Annotated in this window: 15 protein-coding genes; 12 read left to right on the top strand and 3 right to left on the bottom strand. The window is 35.7% G+C overall.

All coding sequences use genetic code 11. The features are described from left to right. The first annotated feature begins 266 nt into the window (after positions 1-266). The 3 genes from MJG50_RS07170 (at position 267) to MJG50_RS07160 (ending at position 6372) form a co-directional block, all read left to right on the top strand. Positions 267-2816 carry an S-layer homology domain-containing protein gene (locus MJG50_RS07170; RefSeq protein WP_240254077.1) on the top strand — a complete coding sequence of 850 codons (2550 nt, stop codon included), beginning with the start codon at positions 267-269 and terminating at the stop codon, positions 2814-2816. Between the two features lie 383 nt (positions 2817-3199). Next, positions 3200-5005, top strand: a complete 1806-nt coding sequence (locus MJG50_RS07165; protein WP_240254076.1) for a hypothetical protein — start codon at positions 3200-3202, stop codon at positions 5003-5005. A gap of 128 nt (positions 5006-5133) precedes the next feature. Further along, positions 5134-6372 (top strand): thrombospondin type 3 repeat-containing protein, encoded by a 1239-nt coding sequence (locus MJG50_RS07160; RefSeq protein WP_240254074.1) that lies wholly within the window; start codon positions 5134-5136, stop codon positions 6370-6372. A 29-nt stretch (positions 6373-6401) separates the two neighbouring features. Here the strand turns inward: MJG50_RS07160 and MJG50_RS07155 are convergent, their stop codons facing one another. Next, positions 6402-7595, bottom strand: a complete 1194-nt coding sequence (locus MJG50_RS07155; RefSeq protein ID WP_240254072.1) for a glycosyltransferase family 39 protein — start codon at positions 7593-7595, stop codon at positions 6402-6404. A 102-nt stretch (positions 7596-7697) separates the two neighbouring features. On the opposite strand from MJG50_RS07155, the gene MJG50_RS07150 reads away from it, so the two are divergent. The 9 genes from MJG50_RS07150 to MJG50_RS07110 all read left to right on the top strand — a co-directional run bounded on the left by MJG50_RS07150 (position 7698) and on the right by MJG50_RS07110 (position 18237). Then, on the top strand, positions 7698-8387 hold the full coding sequence (locus MJG50_RS07150; protein ID WP_240254070.1) for a glycosyltransferase family 2 protein: 690 nt from the start codon (positions 7698-7700) through the stop codon (positions 8385-8387). A gap of 11 nt (positions 8388-8398) precedes the next feature. Next, the gene (locus MJG50_RS07145) at positions 8399-8761 is read left to right on the top strand and encodes a DUF2304 domain-containing protein (protein ID WP_240254069.1); all 363 of its coding nucleotides are present in this window, start codon (positions 8399-8401) and stop codon (positions 8759-8761) included. Continuing rightward, entirely contained in the window at positions 8758-9144 is a 387-nt protein-coding gene (locus MJG50_RS07140; protein ID WP_490374913.1) for an EamA family transporter, read from the top strand. Before MJG50_RS07145 ends, MJG50_RS07140 begins: the two co-directional genes overlap by 4 nt. A gap of 55 nt (positions 9145-9199) precedes the next feature. Continuing rightward, positions 9200-10642: an MBOAT family O-acyltransferase gene (locus tag MJG50_RS07135; protein ID WP_240254067.1), complete on the top strand. Its 1443-nt coding sequence runs from the start codon at positions 9200-9202 to the stop codon at positions 10640-10642. 15 nt (positions 10643-10657) lie between these two features. After that, positions 10658-11704, top strand: coding sequence for a hypothetical protein (locus tag MJG50_RS07130; RefSeq protein WP_240254065.1), 1047 nt, complete (start codon positions 10658-10660; stop codon positions 11702-11704). A gap of 95 nt (positions 11705-11799) precedes the next feature. After that, positions 11800-13200 (top strand): S-layer homology domain-containing protein, encoded by a 1401-nt coding sequence (locus MJG50_RS07125; protein ID WP_240254064.1) that lies wholly within the window; start codon positions 11800-11802, stop codon positions 13198-13200. A 167-nt stretch (positions 13201-13367) separates the two neighbouring features. After that, the gene (locus MJG50_RS07120; RefSeq protein WP_240254062.1) at positions 13368-15080 is read left to right on the top strand and encodes a DUF4855 domain-containing protein; all 1713 of its coding nucleotides are present in this window, start codon (positions 13368-13370) and stop codon (positions 15078-15080) included. Positions 15081-15207: 127 nt separating this feature from the next. Next, positions 15208-15360, top strand: coding sequence for a hypothetical protein (locus MJG50_RS07115; RefSeq protein ID WP_240254060.1), 153 nt, complete (start codon positions 15208-15210; stop codon positions 15358-15360). A 126-nt stretch (positions 15361-15486) separates the two neighbouring features. After that, the gene (locus MJG50_RS07110) at positions 15487-18237 is read left to right on the top strand and encodes a phosphodiester glycosidase family protein (protein ID WP_240254058.1); all 2751 of its coding nucleotides are present in this window, start codon (positions 15487-15489) and stop codon (positions 18235-18237) included. A 59-nt stretch (positions 18238-18296) separates the two neighbouring features. On the opposite strand, the gene MJG50_RS07105 is transcribed toward MJG50_RS07110, so the two are convergent. Together MJG50_RS07105 and secA2 are read right to left on the bottom strand one after the other, a co-directional pair. Beyond that, positions 18297-19187, bottom strand: a complete 891-nt coding sequence (locus MJG50_RS07105) for an accessory Sec system S-layer assembly protein (protein WP_240254056.1) — start codon at positions 19185-19187, stop codon at positions 18297-18299. A 72-nt stretch (positions 19188-19259) separates the two neighbouring features. Beyond that, positions 19260-21623: an accessory Sec system translocase SecA2 gene (gene secA2, locus MJG50_RS07100; protein WP_240254118.1), complete on the bottom strand. Its 2364-nt coding sequence runs from the start codon at positions 21621-21623 to the stop codon at positions 19260-19262. Positions 21624-21744: the final 121 nt, after the last annotated feature.

The raw sequence follows: 21744 nt of genomic DNA, 5'->3' as shown, positions 1-21744 counted from the left end.
TAGTAGAATACTAGTTTAATTATTTGGTATCATTTGAGTCCTTTGTGAAATTTCACCTTTTTGAGCGAATCTCTTCTATATATATACTAAAAAAGGACTCTATCAATTTATTAATTAACCAATATATAACAATGAAATAGGCATATAGACCTGTTACAATAAATCTCGTGGTCAGGCAATCACCTTACAAAAAAAGAGTAGAAGATTGCAAGTATCCAATTATGTTAATTAATAAAATTCATATACACAACAGGAGGAAATAATTCATGTCATATAAATCAAAATCATATTCTAAATTTATCGCTTCAGCTGCAACAGCAACGATGGTAGCAGCAGTAGTAGCACCATTCGCATCTGCTGCAGGATTTTCAGATGTAGCTCCAAAATACAATGATGCAGTAAACTTTTTAGGAACAAAAGGTATTGAAGGTTTCTCAGATACTAAATTTGGTACTGATCTAAATATCAAACGTGTGGACGCAGCAGTTATGGTTGCAAAAGTATTAGGGCTTGACGTTAACGCTGCTCCAGCATCAGGATTCAAAGATGTTCCATCACGTGCTGTAAAATATGTTAATGCGATTAAAGCTGCTGGAATCACTAGTGGTAAAACACCTACTCAATTTGATGCAGATAGCCAAATTACTCGTGGTGAATTAGCAATCTGGATTCAAAAAGGTTTTGATCTTAAAGGTTCTGGTGAACTTAACTTCAAAGACGTTAATCCTCGTTATGTAGATGCAGTAAAAGCACTTGTAAGTAATGGAATTACAAATGGTGTGTCTGCAACTGAATTCGGTGTTGACCAACCAGCAAAACGTGGTGACTTTGCAATTTTCTTACACAAAGCTAGTGGAGCTGAAGTACAAAGCTCAACAGTTTCAACAGTAAGTTCAATCAATGCTACTCAAGTACAAGTAACTTTCAACACGGCTGTAGATGCTAAATCATTGTTTATAGATGGTGTTTCTGGTGCGTTTAAAGCAGGAGTACTTTCAATTCGTTCAATTGATTCAGTAACAGATGGTACGTTAACTGGTGAACTAAGCAAAGATGGAAAAGTTCTAACAGTAACATCAACACAACTTTTTGAAAAACGCTATGATGTAGTGATTGATAAAGTAACTACTTCTTTAGGTGAAAAGGTTGAGAAGTACAGCAAAATTATCTCAATAGATAAAGATGTAAAAGCTCCTTCAATCATTGGTACAGAGGCAGTAACTGCTACACAGGTTAAAGTTAAATTCTCTGAGCCAATGACAAATGCAGGTTCTATTTCATTCAAACTAGCTGATGGAACTGTAGTATCAGACATTACAGGACAAGGAACACTAGTTGATGGTGGTAAAGCGGTTCTTCTTGACTTAAGTGATGCAGATGTTCCAGAATCAAAAGATATTACTGCAACAATTATTGGTGCAGCTGACATGGCTGGAAATCTTTTAAATCCAAACCCAGCTCAAGTAACGTTCCAAAAAGGAGCCAAAGATGGCGTAGCTCCGACTGTTTCATCAGTTACACAAACAGGAGCAACAACTTTTGAAATTAAATTCTCGGAAGCTGTTGTAGTAAAACCAACAGTTGCGATCGATAGCCAAGCAATATCTGCTTCTGATGTTGTTATCGACTCTGAAGATGCAACAAAAGTTACAGTAACTGCAGGTTCAGTACTTGATGGAGATAAAGTAGTGTCCATTTCAAACTTTGCTGATTTTTCTGGTGAAGTAGGAGAAACTACAAATCGAGTAGTTAAATTTGTTAAAGATACTGCAGCACCACAACTTGTATCAACTTCTGTAGTTGCTGATGCAACTGACAAAGCAGAATACCTTGAATTCACATTTGATAAAAATGTTAATCTTTCAAGTGCAACTGTAGATGTAACTGGTGGAAATCACGTGAAAGATCATGTTACAACACCAGTTGTTGATGGTGACATTTCTGCACAAACGATTAATTACAAAGATACAGCCAATAAAAAAGTGGTTCGTGTAAAACTTGACACTCTATTAGGCGGTATAGATGTTGAGGGAGCTAATTATTCTGTAGACGTAGCATTTGCAAATGTAACAAGTGAAGCTGGAGTAGCGATCACAACTGGAAAAGCTACATTTACACGTGGTATAGATGGAGCTCCTGTTAACACAGATGTAATTGCACTTGCTGCAAGCAATGCAATTGTTCAAAACGTAAATAATAATGATGAAATCGTTGTGACATTCGACAAAAATGTAGATGCTGCTACAGCAACTGAAACATCTAACTATATTGTAGGTGGCGCAATCGTTGATTCTGCAACAGTAAGTTCTACTGACTTAACAAAAGTAACATTAAAATTAAGAGCTAACTCAAATACTTTCTCTGGAGTTCGTAATGTAACAGTACAAAATGTGAAAGCTGCTGGTTCAACAGTTGCAATGACTACTGTAACGAAAGTAGTAAATCTTAATGAGAACGTAGCTCCAACTGTGACTGCTCAACTTCAGTCTGATCTTACAACAGTTAAGTTAACATTCTCAGAGAACGTACTACAAACTGCAAACAGCACAGATGACTTCGCTGTTTTAGTAGGTACTGAAGCATATACCTATGATCATGACACTGATGTAGCTACTCCTGCTATCGCATTTAAAAAGGATTCTGGTTTAGCAACATCTGGAGCTGGAGTTAATACAATTAATATTACTCTTCCAAGCACAGTAACTGCTGATCAATTAATTAAAGGTCTTTCTTTAGAGGCTTTAAATACACTTGATATTAAAGATGTAAAAGGAAATAAACTATCAGTTTCTGGTAACATTACAATTTCACGCTAATTAATAGTTAAACCCTTTAAGGATAGGATATCCTTAAAGGGTTTCTTTATGTATATTTGTATTAATCCGGCGGATTCCGGTATGAATCCGGCCGATTCTTGCTTTTTTCCGGCGGGAATTCGGAATAATCCGGCGGGTTTCAGCAATAATCCGGCCGAGTCCCCTAATTTATGGATACTACCATACTATAAACACCACATCCTACTATTATATTGTTCTTAATAAAAAACGAAAATAAAAGATAGAATGAGATAATCCGTGATAAAGAACGTAAAAGTGTTCTTTATAGTGAATTTCGACTGAAAATGGAAGTTTTCTTTATATTTTTAATCTTTTATACTAGATTACGTAATAGATTACATATATATACAGGAGGTAGTAGGATGAAGAAGAAGAAAAGAAGCAAAGGGATTATTAATGTTTTAAGTACTGGTTTTATTGTGTCTTCACTATTTTTCGGTGGAGTAGTTGCTAGTGCTAGTAGTAGTGGAGTTTCACAAGTTGTAACAGGGAAGCATGACAAAATCTTTGAACAAATCTCTACAGGTAAGAAGAACGTACAAAACCAAGGAGTTCATGATAGTGCGATCGTGAATCAAATTGCGAAGGACTTATTTTTAAGCAGCCAGTTTACAAAATCAAAAAATCTTTCAGGCGTCTCTCAATTAGCTGATGGAAAACGAACAGTACAAAATCAAGGATTATCAAATAGCTCAACACAAAACTCTGGAGCTATGGGATTGTTTGTATCTCAGGATCAGAGATCAAAGGACACAACTTGGGCTGATCAATTAAGTTTTGGCAACCGAAATACACAAGATCAATTTTCTACTAATGAAATAGTTCAGAACGCAGATGTGATTGGTGCTTTAATTGGACAAAAACAAAAGTCTGATAATTATACTGAATTGTATCAAGAAGCAGATGGAAATCAAAATAGTCAATATGGTGAGTCCAATAATGATACAGACCAGAATGCTGGAGCAATCGGAATTGGAATTGATCAAACCCAAAAATCAGTAAATGATAAATGGAATAATCAATATGCATCAGGTAACGGAAATGCACAAGACCAATTCTCGAATAATGATACAGAACAAAATGCTGAAGCGGATGGTTCATTAATCGATCAAAAGCAAAAATCAGACACTCATACTGAGTTAGATCAAATTGCCCTTGGAAATAAAAACTCTCAATACCAAGATTCAGATAACGCAACGAGTCAAAATGCTGGAGCAGAAGGTAATGAAATTAATCAGAAGCAACAATCTACGGATGTAACAATTGGTGCACAAATTGCGGATGGTAATAAAAATTCTCAAGACAATCTTGCTTATAACACAACTGATCAAAATGCTGGAGCTCTTGGTGAACTAATTGATCAAAAACAAAAATCAGACAACTATACGGAGTCCTATCAAGAGGCTACTGGTAATCAGAACTCCCAAATTGAAGTAGTAGTGAATGAGACAAATCAAGAATCCGGTGCAGTTGGAGTTGGCATTGATCAGAAACAAGTGTCAGACAATTATACAGATGTAGAGCAAACTGCAAATGGAAATAAGAATGATCAATATCAGGGCTTAGATAATAGCACAGACCAAAGTTCTGGCGCGGTAGGAATTGGAATTGATCAAAAACAAAAATCTGAAAATGCATCATGGATGGGCCAAATTGCAGATGGTAATAAAAATTACCAGGATCAAACAGCGACTAATGATACTGATCAAGCCGCTGCAGCTATAGGTGGATTAATTGACCAGAAGCAAAAGTCCGATAATTATACAGATCAATACCAAGATGCAGAAGGCAATAACAACTCTCAAGAAAGTACTTCATCTAACGACACAAATCAAGCTGCAGCAGCAGAAGGTGTGTTGATCGATCAAAAACAAAATTCACAGAATCAAACTGAATCTTATCAAGATGCGTATGGAAATGGTAATGAACAAAATCAAGAATCAGATAACTACACAGAACAAACAAGTGCTGCAGAGGGCACTAATATTAAGCAAAATCAAGATGCAAGCAATGTAACGGTACAAAATCAAACATCAGAAGGAAATAATAATAAACAAAATCAATCTGGTAAAACACGTACAAAACAAAAGCAAAGCTCAAGTGGGTCTGGGAATAGTCAAAGCCAAAGCTCAAGCTCTACAATTGTTCAAAACCAAGTTGCTAACTAATCGGGTTTAAGAAAAAATGGACGAACCTAGCGATGTACTCAAATAGAGAGTATTTATTTTTTGATAGGTTCGTTCTTTAATAAGAACTAATTTATTCGTTTTAAAATTATTCTTGGAGGGTGAACTTATTGATTAAAAAGCTCGTCATAACGATATTTACATTACAATTTTTACTATTTGGTAGTGTTACTGCCCTTGCAGCGGATTCAGGACTACAGCAAGATACAGATACAACAGTAGAACAAGGCCAATCAATTATTACTGACGGTACTGCTGATGAAATCAAACAGGGTCAACATGATGAAAATGAAGTTTCACAGGACCAATCAAGTAATTCCCAATCCCAAACAACTGAGGTAGATGCTACACAAAACCAAACTGTAACTGGTGCAGATCATCTAGATTCGAATCAGGGACAAAAGGTTTCTGTTGATTCTAGTCAATCACAACAAATTCACGATCAATCTACAAATATTAAAACAGAGCAAAATCAATCGATTAGCACTGGTAGTGAGATTCCAACAGCAGAACAAAATCAATCAGCAAACCTAAAGACAACACAAGAGGGTAACAAAAACAGTCAATCCCAAAAATCAGATGTGACTCTTGAAGAAAGTCAGTCAACTGAAACAACAGGGGATGCAACATTAAAACAGTCCCAAAGTGTGACCGCAAAAGGACAAGAATCTTCAGGTGAACAAGGATCAATCGAAGCGGGCGCACAAAACCAATTAGAGATTGTGAAGGAATCTGCAAAGACAGTAGTGAAATTAATTCAAAAAATCATTATCAATGGAATTGAAGTAGCTATATTAGACGAATCATATGATTTAGGTGATGATGCAATTGATAAAAAACAAGAGCATAGTTTTTCCTTCGATTGGGGAACAGTATATGTTTCAAACCATACTGTTGCAGAAAAAGACAGTGATAATCTAGTTAAATCGTACATGAAAAGCGTAATCAAGTTATTTCTAGCAACTCCACAACCACCTATTGATGATAGTGATGGGGACGGCTTACCAGATGATGAGGAGCTTCAACTTGGTACAGATCCATATAATCCTGATACGGATGGAGACGGTGTGACAGACTTTATGGAAGTGAAAATTTTTAACACAAATCCATTAAAAATTGACAGTGATGGGGATGGTTTAACAGATTACTTTGAAATTCTCTATCATGATAGCACTCGCTCTTTCAACTCAATATACGAAATAAGCAATTATGCTCCAAAAGACCTCAATCCATTAAACAAAGATACGAACGGAAACGGCATTAGTGATAACAAAGAAGACTTTGATCAAGATGGATATGACAACGAGGCAGAACAAAAAAATAATACAAATCCATATGTTGCAAACTAATGGTACGAGGGATTTGTCCCTCGTACTTTTTACTGCCGCTGCTTGGAAAGTAAGCGTGCTCCAAGTAAGCAAAATCCTCCATACAAAAGATAGACTGGGATGATCGGTGTGCGGTAGCGTTGTCCACCCACTAATAATCCTGCAGATGTTAGACCGGCAAATCCAGCGATGAATAGAAGTAAGAATAGATGAATATGCCGGTTCTCTCGATCAAAAATAAACGCAAGAATCCACCCCACTACGCTAACAAATAAAAGAATCCAATCTAAAACAGAAATTCCTTTAAAAAATAACAGTGACTTGAGAATTAATCGTTTAATGGTTTCAATCGGGTTATGTATCATATAATCGATTGCTTTTTCTTTTAAGAGTTTACTTTTCTCTGAGAGCGGGTAGTCCTTATACGTTTCATATTCGGGACCAACAAAGCGATCAATCCGAGTGGAAGCGTAAAACTCTACTGAAGTGTTTGGATTATTTGCCAAATATAAATTTTGTCCACTATAGTTCTCCAATAATACAAATTCCCCGTGGAGCCATTGATTGTGCAACCCATTTAGTAGCAAAAATAAAAGAGGAATCAAATAAGCTGCTGCTGTGATAATCTTCAACTTCTTTTTTACTACAAGCCAAATATGATAAACGAGTACAATTCCGAAAACATACATAAGATGTGGTCTGAAAAGTAGACTTAATGACAGTATTATCATTAAGTAATAAAAATAGTTAGATGAATCTTGTTTCAACCATAAAATTGATAGATAGCATACGATTAAGATGAACGTAATAAAGATTGTCTCAGTGAGTAAAAATTGGGGACCATTTAATAAAATAACAGGGTGAACTGCGTACATGAATGTTGTCAATACTCCAATTGCCTTAGATTTAAAGAGTTTGATTGAAATAACGAATAAAAGAAGAGAGTTTAATCCATAGAGAATGTATTGAAAAATAAAATAAGGAGCTTCACTTTTAAAAAGTAATACAAAAGGTGCTAGAAATAGGGCAAATAGAGGTGGAACAATAATATCCTCTTTTCGAATCGTATTGATTAACCCATGACCCTCTACAAAATTTTCAGCAAGATTTAAATACAACTTCCCGTCAGCTGTAATCGTAAACCACTGCTGGTTACTTAAAAAGATATACATGATTAAAAAGAATTCTGTCATTAGAAATAGGAAAATATAGACAAATGGTTTTTTTATAGTGGATTGTTCCATATAGACGACCTACCCATCTTTTACCCCATTATGTTAAATTCTTGAAAGTTTGGGGATACTTTAACTATTCAACTATTATATCCAATTAAAAGGGGCTTCATTATGGCTGATAAGGTACTGATTATTATTCCGGCATATAATGAAGAAGAAACTATCTATAATACAGTTACTTCTTTACTTTATTCATGTACATATGATTATTTGATTGTTAATGATGGGTCGAATGATCGTACAAGTGAGATTCTTAAAAAAAATAATCTTAACCATGTAAGTTTGACGGTGAATTTAGGTATTGGCGGAGCTATGCAGACTGGCTATAAGTATGCATTACGACATGGCTATGATTATGCCATTCAACTTGATGCAGATGGACAGCACGATCCCAGGGACTTGGAGAAACTAGTGAGTGAAATGAAAAGGTCTAAAAGTGATATGGTGATCGGGTCGAGATTTATTGAGAAAACGGCCTATAAAGGAAGTTTTATGAGACGGTTTGGGATCTATTATTTTTATTATATGTTACGAATGATTGCAGGTATTAAGGTGATGGATCCGACATCTGGCTATCGGATCGTGAATGCAAAAATTATCAAAGAATTTGCAACCTACTATCCAATCGATTTTCCAGAGGTAGAGGTTCTTGTAAGATTGGCGAGTAAGAAGTACATCATTAAAGAAGTGAAGGTAGATATGAATGCAAGGCAAGGTGGGAAGTCATCAATTACCCCATTTAAATCTATTTATTACATGACGAAGGTAACCTTCTTCTCGATTATTCGCTCAGTATTTTAAGGGGAGATCGTATGAATCAAGTTCAAATGATTGCCATTGTTGCAGCCCTGCTATTCTTAGCACAGGTACTTTATTTAACATCGAAAAATAGGCTTCATGACCAGCAGGCGTTCATGTGGATATTATTTGCACTGGGGGCATTAATTGTTGGCATTGCGTTACCATGGTTTAATGGTCTTGCAAATGTGTTAGGTGTATCCTACATGCCAACTTTAATTTTCATGACAGCGTTCTTTATTATTCTGTCATTATTAATTTACTATACAATTGTGATTTCAAAGCAGGATGAAAAGATGAAAAGCCTTGTTCAAGAACTAGCATTTTTATCAAAAGAAGTAGAGGATTTACGACGAGATTTATCACAGGGAGAATGATGATGACACAATTCAACTTTATATTGTTGCTAATTAATTCATTCATATTGGTGGCGGGGCAATTTCTTTGGAAATTTGGTATGACTAATAAGGAAGATAGCTTTCAATCGATTGCATCGATTATAAAAATGCTTTTATCCCCATATATTCTTGGTGGGCTATTCCTCTATGGAGTAGCCACGATTATATGGTTATTTATTTTGACAAGGGTTCCGTTAAGTGTGGCATACCCTGTTCAATCGATGGGCTATATATTGGCGGTTTTTGGTGCTTACTTTATCTTTCATGAACCACTGACATTTCCAAAAATAGCAGGGGTTCTCTTTATTATGTTAGGTGTCTCTATTATTGGTTTTTCAGGAAATGAATTGATAAACAAATGATTTTATAGTATTATGTTGAGTGCATTTATTGTCGTAATTTGGGGGAGATTTCCGGGTGCTTTTTAACTCATTTGAATTTATATTTTTATTCCTACCAGTTGTTTTTATCGTATATTTTATATTAAATAAGTTAAATTATACTGTCTCAAAGATTTGGCTATTAGGCAGTTCGCTCTTTTTTTATGGTTGGTGGAATCCAAGCTATTTGCCCCTAATCATTTCATCATTAGTCGTTAACTACTGTGTTGGGACGTTAGTAGGCAAAAAATTCAAGACTAGTACAAGAAAATTGATATTAACGGCTGGAATCCTATTCAATGTGGGACTATTAGGATATTTTAAGTATACCGACTTTTTAATAGCAAACGTAAATACCGTTCTATCAACACATTTTCACTTATTTCATCTGGCTTTACCATTAGCAATCAGCTTTTATACGTTTCAACAAATTGCTTATTTAGTAGATTCCTATCGGATGGAAACGAACGAGTACAATTTTTTAAACTATTCATTGTTTGTTACCTTTTTCCCACAATTAATTGCAGGACCAATTGTTCATCACAAACAAATCATGTCGCAATTCGATGATGCTACTAAGCGAACAATCCATTTTAAAAATATTGCATTAGGATTATTCGTATTTGCAATTGGTTTGTTTAAAAAGGTAGCGATAGCCGACCAATTTTCAGCATGGGCTGTAAGAGGATTTGACCAAGTTCCTGTATTGCATTTCTTTGATGCATGGGCGACTGCATTATCTTATACATTCCAATTGTATTTTGATTTTAGTGGATACTCAGACATGGCAATTGGAATTGGGTTACTATTTAATATCGCTCTTCCAATGAACTTTAATTCTCCTTATAAGGCATTAAATATTCAAGATTTTTGGAGAAGATGGCATATCACCCTTTCGAACTTCTTAACGAGATATATTTATATTCCGCTTGGTGGTAATCGAAAAGGAATCGTACTTACATATGTTAATATTTTGATTGTGTTTTTTGTTAGTGGAATCTGGCATGGAGCGGGTTGGACATTTGTTCTTTGGGGTATACTGCATGGTTTGGCTTCGGTTATTTACCGGTTTTGGAATACAAATGGATATAAGATGAATCGTATTCTTGCATGGTTCATAACCTTCAACTTTATTAATGCGACATGGGTATTATTCCGTGCAACTTCATTTTCAGATGCAATGAAAGTGTACAAAGGTATGCTTGGGTTGAATGGATTTGGATTAGCGGACTCACTGACATTTGCCAATATTGTAAGCTATAAGTTTACACTTATTCAAACGAAGTTACCCGAAAGTACATTAACCATTACATGTTACCTGCTAGTATTCTTCTTAATCTGTGTGTTTGCACGTAATTCGCTTGAATTAAGGGACCGGTACAAGCCAACTTGGATTAATATTGTATTTGTATCATATTTATTTCTTTATTCTGTTTTTAATTTACACAAGGTTAGTGAGTTTTTATACTTTAACTTTTAAGGTGGATTCAATCAAATGTCTAATAAATCATGGGTAATCAAAACATTATTAATATGTTTTTTGTTCATTGCTCCAATTTATTCTTTTAATTATTTTATTGATCCACTTTGGTTTGGTGGATCTTCGAGTGAGTTTAATGATGTTCAGCTAGCATTTAATGAAAGGCAGCAAAAGGCAAATCATATCGCTTTTCAACCATTTGAGCATGATACCGTCTTATTAGGCAGTAGTCGTTCCACGTATATTAACCAACATGATTTTTCAGGGTATGATGTATATAATTTTGCCGTTAGTAATATGTCTGTTCAAGAATATAAAAGCTATGTTGACCTTGCAAAACAAGAACGTGGCAAGGATATGAAGGCAATTATTATTGGACTTGACTTTTTTAAGTCAAGTGTTGCTCAAAGCAAAGACAAAATTACATTATATAGTTACATGGATACAATGAAGGAACCCTTATATCGATATAAAAAACTATTAAGTTTTCAAGTTCTTGAGTATTCATGGGGAAATTTCAAGGCTTCTTATAAAGATGGAACACTAGGTTTGAGAGATTATGACCGTAATAATGTTGCAACCGTTAATAAAATGGATCCAGATGTGGCTGAAAAACAAACCGAAGGAAAAATTGCAAAATTTAAAGAAGAGTTCTACGGTGACACGTACATATACAATGAGAACTATAAGGATATTCTCATGGAGGTCAAGCAAGCTAATCCAAACTCAGAATTCATTATATACACAACACCGATTTCAACAGAATTATTTAAGGCATTAGTTGATTCCGGTCGTTTTCCGGATTATGAAAAATGGTTGCGTGACGTTGTAGATGTGTATGGAAGTGTCTATAATTTTATGGATATCAATACTGTCTCTAATGATCTTACGAATAATTATTTCGATGGCCACCATTTTTATCCGCATGTCGGCACATGGATTGCCCATCGAATAAGCAACGTAGAGGATGATACACTTCCAGACGATTTCGGAAGTTATGTCACGAAAGAAAACATCGATCAATACTTAGAAGAACTCAAACAACAAGTGAAGGAATTATAAAAAACTCGTCAAAATTGGCGAGTTTTTTTATGTCACATAATTACTGATTCAATAGGACAACTTATAATTGAAATCATAAGTGTGGGGTGATAATGATGCACAAGATTTTAAGACATGAGTTGAAAAAAGAAGGTACTGAAAATATTATTGTTGTCTACTTAGATCCTGGTTTAGCTGAGTTTGCAAAGGAAATGGGATCATCAGGTGATGGCAATCAAGAAGATTTGAATAGAAGTATCAAAAAGTATGTTGCTCAAAAGTTCCCTAATCTTAAAAACGCAACTGTTAGAGTAATGGTGGGCTCAATGCTAGTTACCTCTATTGCATTAACACCAGCTACCTTTGCAAATACGGGTAAGGCATCTGCGGAAACAATTGAAACTGGTCAGGGCACAGAAGTCACACAATCAACCGAGGCAACAACAAGTGGTACGGAAGCGACACCGACAACGGGGGATTCTTCTACCGCGACAGGAACACCATCGACCGATGTTCCTTCAACTAACCCAAGTGATGGAATAGATACAAATGTAACGCCTCCTACTGAGGAAACCACAACTAATCCTAGTGATGGGACAGAAACGGTGGTAACCCCTCCTGCTGGAGAAACGGAGTTACCTGCAGTCCCAGATCTTGATGAAGAGGGGGACTACGAAGTTCCATTCACAGATATTGAAACACTTTCGTTTGAAAAATTTGCAGCAATCTGGACCCTCCAGGAGTTTGGTGTTATTAATGGATATGGAGATGGGACATATCGTCCAGGTGAAATCTTAACTCGAGGTCAAGCTGCACTAATGTTCTATAACACTGGAATGTTTGATGCACCGACAGATTTGAATGCTTTTTCGGATGTGAAAAATGAGCGCTATCTCGAGGCCGTTGCTGCGATGAAGGATGCGGGTGTTTTTGTAGGAAAGGTTAATAATTCCTTCGGGTTAACGGATAATTTAACGAGGGAACAAATGGCGGCTACGATTGTGCGAGCATTTGACCTTCAACCGATTGAAGGCGTTGAAGTAGATCTGAAGGACCTCAATAAAGTTTCCCGTAGTCTTGTGGATGATGTGGAGATCCTTTACCAGCATGGTATAACTGTTGGGAATGGGAAGGGAGAATTTAACCCAACTGGAACTGTGAATCGAGGAGATTTTGCGTTATTTCTATATCGAGCAGTTATGAATGATATTTTACCATCATCAGAAACTAGTACGATTGAAAGTATCGATAATGGTGATAATACTGCAACTCTAAAGTTTACGTTAAATGATCGCCGTGGTTTCCCGGTTCCTGAAATGACTGCAGATTTATTCAGCATCGAGTCTGAAGATGATTTCTTTACTTTAGATGAGGATACTTATTTTAAAAACTTTACTGAGATTGAGGAGGGTGTATATGAAGTAACATATACACCAGGTAGTCCTATTGATGAACATTTTGAAGTAGCGGTGTTAGGTAATGTAATTGCAGACGACTTGCATATCGTTGTGAAATAAAAGACAGGTTCCTTTTTCCATCCAAGTGGAAAATGGGGCCTGTCTTTTGATTTGAAAAAAAATGTCGAAATTCCTTTTTCAATGTTGGTTTAAGTGGTAAGATAGAAACTGGGTTAGCTTTCCAATTAGCTGAAATAAATATAATACATATATTAATGGAGGTTGTAATGAAGAGATTTATAGTTTACATCACGGCTATCATTCTATTATTTATGATTATCGGAACGCCACAACAGGCAAATGCTACTTCAGAGTTTTCGGATGTGTCTGAGAATCATTGGGCATATAAACAAATTATGTTTCTAACAGATCAAGGTGTTATTAACGGATTTGCAGATGGTAAATTTCGACCAACTGAAACAATTACGAGAAAGCAAGCAGCAATCATGATGAGTTATGCACTTGGCTTGGACCTTGAAAATCGAACAGAAATAAAATTTGCAGATTTAAAACCTAATGAAATCGGATATAAGGAAGTTGTTGCTGCAGTAGAGGAAGGGTTGTTATCAGGAACTACTTACTTTTATCCGAATGAACCATTAACAAGAGAGGAAATGGCAAAATGTCTAGTCATTGCGTATGAGTTAAATAGTGCTGACCAATACAAGTTTTCAGATGTACCTGTAAGCAGCCCTTTTTATACTTATATATCTAAGCTAGCTGCAAGTAAAATTACTACTGGTTATTCAGATGGTACCTTTAGACCAAAGGAAGCAGTAAATCGGGCACAATTTTCGATGTTTCTAGCTAGAGTTTATAATGAACCACATCAATTTGAAATCATGGAATCTGGTAATAAAGTCACTCAATTTAGTTCCAGAGATGAAGCAATTGAATATGCGGTATCAAACCCTGGGACATCAATTAGACCTGCTAGCAATCACTTAATTTCATATCCTAATTCTTTTATTAGTCCTGAAGAGTCGAATATTAAAGCAGGGGCATTGATTTATAATGGGTATGAAATTGATGCGAAATATGGATCGACAGATAGATTTACGCCTGAATTTTTCAAGCCATATGTAGCCTTTGAAAAAGATGGTAGTTATGTAGATACAATGTTTGATACTTTTATTATCTTAGGTCGTAAATATCCAGACGGAGAGTTTCCGGAAACAAAACAAAATATGGCAAACTACAAAGACTGGAAATGGTATATTGATAGAACATTTAGTGAAAATGGCGCTATTTCTAATTTGAATAAGGCAGTTGCACAAGTTCAGAATGTAGATAAGGTAAAAGTATATGTAGCAATCCCTTATCCAAAGGATGAGGGGGTTATCGAGGACTTAAATGGTAACGGGTTTGTAGCAGATTCTTTTAATCGTTTTCAAATGATAAAATGGTATATTAGCGAAGTAAATAACGAGTTTCAGAATAAAAAATTTGAGCATATTCAATTTGAAGGCTTTTATTGGTTAAATGAAACAGTTATTAGTAAAGAGGATGAACAATTAGTAAATTCAACAGCATATGCTGTACAAAATACAGGAAAGAAATTTATATACTCACCACATTCCAGATCTACTAATCTTGAAAAATGGGATTCATATGGCTTGGATGGTGCATATTTACAAATGAATGCACATAAAGCTATACATAATGAATTTGAAACAAAACGCCTTCTCCACAAAGGGTATTTGAATGCGTTGATTAATGGTACAGGTATTAATATCGAAATTGAGGATTCAACCCTTGATATTGAGCTTGTATTTCAAAATCTAAGAAATTATCTCGAAGTTGGTCGTTTATATGGTGCTGAGGATAAATCTATCATTATGTATCAAGGAACAGAAATGGTTCATCGTCTAGCAACATCACCAAGAGAAGACTATAAAAAAATGTATGAAGATCTATATAAATTCTTACGAGGAAAATAGGGAAAGGTTTACTTTTGATATCAATTGGAAAAGGTAACCAATCTTTATATTCATTTCGAAAAAATGTTAAACGAAATTAGCAATATAGGAATAAAAAACATTTACAAGAATAATTTTCTAGTTTATCATGGTAGTAAGTGATAAGCCACTACCTAATTCCTTTTTTAAAAATAATGAGACAAATTGCATTCCAATCGTTATGGAGTGTAAAGCCAAAGAAATTGATTGGCAACCAATCGATGAAATAATTGGTTATAATGACTACCCTTTAAAAGGGTAGTCATTTTTTTGACGAAAAATTTTATAAAATTTCCCAATTTGTTCGACAAAAACTACTAAACTATGATAAAAATAGTATATAACCATTTTCATAGAACAAATCATACTAGATATAGGAGGAGAAGTTTTGGCAGAAAAAAGGAAAATACTATCGATCGTGGTAGTCGCAACATTAATTATTCAAATGGGCTTATTTATGAAGCCAACTAATAAGGTTTCCGCTCAAGGAAGTCAATTCCAGGTTTCGACTGGGGTTAAATATAGTGAGACAAATACGAAGATTAATTCTTATAACCAAGCACTTCGTGTGATGGAGATTAATCTACAAGATCCTTACACTCAATTGGACTTAGGGCTACCGAGTCCACTTAATTCGTTAGCAACTACTTCCAAACAAGCTATCCGTGATAGCAAGGAAGGACATCAGGTTGTTGGGGCTATTAATGGTTCATTTTTTGATATGAGTAGCAAGTTTCCTATGTATCTACTTTCCTATAATAATCAATTAGTAAATGCTGGTGTTATTTCTTCAGGTTTTGATCAGTATGTTAATAAACCAGTTGCATTTGGAGTTACTGCTGATGGAAAAGCATTAATTGATTCCTATGATTTAAATCTTTCCCTCGTACATAATGGGGTAACTTCGAAAATTACTAGTATGAATAAAATCCGAAATTACGATGATTTGATTTTATATACACCAGAGTATGGGAAAAATACGAATTCAAATAAATTCGGTATGGAAGTTGTTATTACGAATGCATCAAAAAATAAGAATTTAGCATTTGGAGATGTTGTTACCGGAACTGTTAGTGAAGTTAAACCATATGGGGAAGCAGCAGCAATCCCAGAGGATGGATTGGTTTTATCAGCTCATGGAACTAGCATTGATATTTTAAAAGGAATGCAAACTGGTGATCAAGTTAGTATTTCATTAGATATTGATGCAAAATGGAAAAATTCTAAATTCATGGTTGCAAGCGGTCCGGTTTTAGTAAGTAATGGACAAGTAAAATTGGGGATTGACCCAAACTCATCACGTGCTAAAGAACGTGCTCCAAGAACAGCAGTTGCTGTAGACAAGACATTAACAAAAGTATTTTTTGTGACGGTTGACGGTAGACAAGAGGGTTACAGCAAAGGGATGAATTTAAAAGAGTTTGCTGAGTATTTAGTAAAAATGGGTGCATATCAAGCACTTAACCTTGATGGTGGTGGGTCGACAGCGATGGTTGGGCGTAAATATGGAAACCAACAAGCTACATTACTAAATAAGCCATCAGATGGAAGAGAAAGAGCTGTTTCGACTACCTTACAAGCAATTAGTACAGCTCCAATAGGTGAGCCTAAAACAATCTCAGCACAGTTTGCCCAAAAAGGAAAAATAGCAATTGGAGCATCTGTTGATGTGAATGTGAAATATATTTTAGACCAATACTATAATACATTAACAGTTGATTCTAGCAAACTAGCATATTCAGCTAGCTCGACGATTGGAAATATGAATGGAAAAACTTTCACAGCTTCAAAAGCTGGGACAGGAAATATTGTTGTAAAATCAGGAAATGCAACAGCCTCTTTACCAATAACGGTGGTTGATAAAATTTCAAAACTGAGTGTTAGTCCTGCAACGATTAACATCGCAAAATCAGCTTCACAGCAATTATCAGTTAAAGGCTATGATGCAAGTGGAGATGAAGTTATTATAAATGCCTCAAGTTTGAAATGGAATGTGCCAAGCAGTCTTGGAACCATTACAAAGGATGGAAAGTTCCAAGCAAGTAGTAAAAATGGATCTGGAACGATTACCGCAACATATGGTAATTTAAGTGTTAAAATACCAGTTCAAATTGGTGCAGATAATGTTATTGTAGAAAGTTTTGATACAGTAGATGGATGGTCAGTGGAGACAGCTCGTGCTACTGCTAGCTTAGTTAAAGCATCTTCATCTGAACCGAAGATGCAAGGAACAGGTGCAGCAAAATTAAGCTATGACTTTTCTAATGGTGATTCGGGAACAGCTGCTGCATATCTAGTGCCTAAGAAGCCAATCACTTTCTCGGATAAGCCGGATCACATTGGAATTTGGACATATGGTGATGGAAATGGACACTGGCTTCGCGGTCTTGTAACAGATGGAAATGGTAAGGAACATACAATCGACTTCACTGAAGAAGGTGGACTTGATTGGGTAGGCTGGAAATATGCAAAAGCAACACTTCCAAGTGATATTGCTCTTCCTATTCAAGTTAAACAGGTTTATGTTGTTGAGCCGAGTGCAAGCAAGCAAGGAAAAGGTACTCTCTATTTTGATAAATTACAGGCTGTTTACAGTGCATCATATATTGAACCAATTTATACTGACGTACCAAGTTCATATCCTGGATTTAAAGAAATCAAATATTTATCAGAAAATAATATAATCTCCGGCTACGGAACTGGTGATTTTAGACCAGGTGCAGAATTAAGGCGTGTAGATGCAGCAATTTTGATTTCAAAAGCATTAAACCTTAATACTGAGACTGTGAAGAATGTTTCGTATAAAGACGTTCCAAAGACATATCGTTTCTATAATGAAATTGCGGCAGTAAGTAATGCAGGTATTATGAATGGTAAAAATAAAGGAACTACCTTTGACCCGAATGCTAAATTAACTCGTGCAGAAATGGCTGTAATTTTACAAAAAGCATTCAAATTAAAAGGAAATGGTAAAGTCGTCTATAAAGATGTAAGTAAGAGTAGTTTTGCCTACGATGCAATCTCAGCCCTATATACTGAAAAAATTACTGTGGGCTATGCAGACAACACCTATCGACCAGGTGAACCGATTACACGTGCTCAATACAGCTACTTCCTATATCGCTGTCTAACAAAATAAGCATAAAAAAACAGGCCAAACTCCTTTGATATGAGTTTGGCCTGTATTCTTTTAACTGGTTATTGGACAGGTATTGCACGCCATTTGCTGAGGTCTGGATTTTCTTTTTTGATAAGGTCTTTTGGAAATATGAATGTCCATGGCTTGCTTGTATTTGCGACAATTTCAAAATTGTCGAGGGCAAAGCCGCCTTCTACGATGATTTCTCCAGTTGCATCTTCAATTTGTAGCGGTAAATGCTGAATTTGAATATTTTTATCCGTACCGTTTCGAATGAGGACTGTTACATGAAGGTCAGCTTCTTCACTTTGTTGGATTTGTAATCCCATAAAGTTTACTTCGCCTTGCTTTGGTGCTCCTAATTTATCGACCATTTCTTGGAGTGATTGCTTAGCTTCATCTGATAGTCCTTTTTCCCAATTTTCATCTAATTGCAGTGAATGCTTTGGTTTCAATTCAAATGCAAGATTCCAGCCTTCTGAAGGTATTTCAGATGATAATACAAATGAAGGTTCGAAAACAAAATGCCATGGTCTGCTGCTTTCTGCAGGGATCTCACCTAATTCTGTTAAGTCAAACTCTCTTCTTGCAAGTATTTCACCGTTTGGGCCACTTAATAATAATGGAGTATTACCTAATGTGATAGACTTAGATAAACTATTTCGTAAAAATGCTGAAACGATTAAGTTGCCGTCTTCTTCATTAATTTCGATTCCAGATAGGGAAATTTGATTTGGCTTTAATGGGTCCAATTCATTATTTAAAAATCGGTACACATAACCTTGTTCAGACGGTAGATTCCAATTTGGGTGAAGGGATAGGCTTGTTTCTACTTCCGTATTCTCCTTAGCCTCACTTGTTTCATTTAGTAAGGTTTCTGATGAAATGCTACTTTCCTGGCCTTTATTCTTTAGCTCTTCTTTTTTATTTTTCTTCAAAAATGAAAGCATTAAATTTCCTCCTTCGTCAGTACAAAAGTAAATGGGGGATGATTAATACCCCCCACTCTTTAAAGCTTCACTTTACTGCTGTCCATTCTCTGTCATATCATGTAAGATTTTCGCAAGTTGAAGACAAGCTTCTTTTTGAAATTGTGCAAACATCATTGTAAAAAGCTCAAGTCCGTCATTTTGATATAGACGCATCGGGTCTTCTTGCTGGTATTGCCGTAGCCCAATTCCCTCTTTTAGACGAGTCATATCTTCAAGGTGTTTCATCCATTTGACGTCAATAAGACTAATGAGAGCATACCTTAAAAAATTCTGAAGTGAAGTGTCATCACGATATGATTCGATAAAATCTTCGTATTCCTTACAAGCTTTAAAGACGATGTCTACTATATCACTTTTATCTTCAAATCCACTTGGAAAATCAATCTCAACTTTGATAATAATTTTTGCTAACTCATTTTTCAACTGGTCAAGATCCCAGTCCTCTACACCTAATTCTTCATTACAATATTCATCAATAAGTGTCTGACATGTTTGCCTAATATAAGGAAGAATAATTGTAACTGGATTGTCATTTGAAAGTACTTTATTACGAATTGTATAGACGACGTTACGCTGTTCATTGACAACATCATCAAGCTTTAAATTGTATTCTCGGATTGAAAAATTGATGCCCTCAACGATTAATTGAACCTTGTCTACAAATTCATGAATTTTTTTACCCTGTACTAACCCATTTTCATCCGTCTTCAAATTTGGTGTCATTTTTTCGAGTTCTTCAAAAGCAAACCTTCGGAACATATCATCTTCCAAGGAAATAATAAATTGAGAAGAACCAGGATCACCTTGTCTTCCGGCACGACCTTTTAACTGGTTATCAACACGGCGACTTTCATGCTTTTCAGTCCCAATCACGTGGAGACCTCCAAGCTCAGCAACACCTTCACCAAGAAGGATATCAGTTCCACGTCCAGCCATGTTCGTGGCAATTGTAATATGCCCACGTTGTCCAGCTCTTGAGATTAGCTCAACTTCTTGTTCCACACTTTTTGCATTCAAAATTTCAAACTCTAAATTTTCCTTTGATAAATACTCTGCCACTGTCTCTGATTGTAAAATGGAAGTTGTTCCAATTAGCACAGGCTGTCCTGTTTCATGACATTTTTTCACTTCTTGTAAAACGGTGTTATACTTTTGTTCCTTTGTTAAATAAACTTGGTCTTCTCTATCTTGTCGAATGACAGGCCTATTCGTTGGAATTTTGATAACATCCATGCCATATACTTGTTGGAATTCCTTTTCCTCTGTCTTAGCAGTACCAGTCATACCAGAAAGGTTAGGATACATTCTAAAATAGTTTTGGATTGTAATGCTTGCCTGTGTTTTATTTTCATCGGTAATTGTTAATTTTTCCTTCGCTTCAATTGCTTGATGCAGACCATCACTAAGAGAACGTCCTTCCATTATTCGACCGGTAAACATGTCAACGAGCGCGATTTTTCCATCACTAACAATATAATCCACATCTCGCTCGAAAATAACATGTGCGCGTAGCGCTTGAATCACATAGTGGAATAATGTTTGATGCTCAAGCTCATAAAGGTTATCAACTCCAAAAGCCTTTTCAACCTTGGAGATTCCTTCTTCAGTTAGATTTGTTGCTTTTGACTCCTCATCAAAAGTATAGTCTTCGTCTCGCTTAAAACGTTTCGCAAGACGAGCAGCAATGAAGTGTAAATCTGGGTTTGCTCCCATTTTTCCTGCAATTATGAGTGGTGTCTTTGCCTCATCGATTAATACACTGTCCACTTCATCGATTATCGCAAAGTGATAAGGGCGCTGCACACGATCAGATGAATCGATAGCCATATTATCACGTAAATAATCAAAACCAAATTCTGTCCCAATACCGTATGTAATATCGGCATTGTATGCTTGTTTCTTGTCTTCCGGTGAAATCATCGGGATATTTAGCCCAACTGTTAGGCCTAAAAATTTATGGATTTGTCCTATTAAGTTGAAGTCACGACTAGCTAAGTAATCATTGACAGTGATTACATGGACGCCTTTTCCTTCTAATGCCCTTAAATATGTTGGTAGAGAGGCAACGAGTGTTTTCCCTTCTCCAGTAGGCATTTCCGCAATATTACCCTCTGTAAGTACCATTCCGCCAATTAATTGTACATCATGATGACGAAGTCCTAACACCCGTTTCGATGCTTCACGAACAACTGCAAAAGCTTCAACTTTAATATCATCTACAGTCGCCCCGTTAGCTAATAAATCTTTGAAGTGATTTGTTTTTTCCTTTAGTTGTTCGTCTGTTAGTTTTTCGAATTGTTCTTCCAAAAGATTAATTTGATCGACAATTTTTCGGTATTTATTGATACGGCGTTCATTTGTATCGCCAAATGTTTTTTTCAAAATTGATAGCATACGTTCAATACGCTCCTTCATTAAAGTACATCTATTATATCATGCAGAAAAAAGTAGTTAAATGTCAATATTTAGTGCAAAATGAGAACGATTTGTAACTTTTTTCGAATAAATTCGTCTA

The sequence above is a fragment of the Fredinandcohnia quinoae genome, from assembly GCF_022427965.1.
GTDB lineage: Bacteria > Bacillota > Bacilli > Bacillales > Bacillaceae_L > Ferdinandcohnia > Ferdinandcohnia quinoae.
Note: the sequence above shows the minus strand (reverse complement) of the source record. Positions and strands in the feature narration are given on the sequence as shown.